Below are 752 nucleotides of genomic sequence, written 5' to 3'. Positions count from 1 at the left end.
ATATCCAAAGATGAGGATATTGCCCCAACTCAGACGTAACGGCTTCAAGGGCGATTTCCACGGCATCTCCCCCGTGCGTCTTTTCAAAGCCTTGCTTTCAGACCCAAGAATTGAAACCCTTATGAAAGGCGGTGAGATTGAGGTCATGAAACACTTTCTTTTCAATACCCGTACTGCCGATGAATGTTGGGCATCATATCTGATTGCCAAGCGTCACAAGTATCAGATAGACAACCTCTCAATGTGGTGCGACTATCTGCGTATGCTCAAAAAACTCGGTCAAGACCTCCGTAACCCGAAGAACATCTGTCCCGAAGATTTCATGGCGGCACACGACAACGCAACCCGAAAAATTGAAGCCATACACGAGAAGGAAAGAGCCGCAGAGCAACGCCGTTGGGAGATTGAAAGGCGTGAGCGTGAGCAACAGCGACAACTCCAACGAAAGAAAGATGCGGAGGATTTCATCGCCAACAAATCCAAATTCTTCGGCTTGGTAATCACGGACGAGGAAATAATCGTCAAGGTGCTTGAAAGCATAGACGAGTATTACAACGAGGGCAAGACGCAGGGCATCTGCGTGTTTGGCAGTGGATACTACAAGAAAGCCGACACCCTCATACTATCGGCAAGGATTGGCGATGAGATTATTGAAACCGTAGAGGTGGACTTGCGAACCCTCGAAGTGGTGCAGTGCCACGGCAAGCACAACCAGGACACCGAATATCACGAGCGCATCATAGACCTTGTGA

1 protein-coding gene is annotated in these 752 nt (G+C 48.9%); it reads left to right on the top strand.

The window, feature by feature from the left end; translation table 11 throughout:
- On the top strand, positions 1-752 hold a 752-nt coding region (locus HPS54_RS12810), incomplete at both ends, for a PcfJ domain-containing protein (protein WP_253952018.1).

Source organism: Xylanibacter caecicola (assembly GCF_013166515.1).
GTDB classification, from domain to species: Bacteria; Bacteroidota; Bacteroidia; order Bacteroidales; family Bacteroidaceae; genus Prevotella; species Prevotella caecicola.
This window is presented reverse-complemented; position numbering and strand designations above follow the sequence as displayed.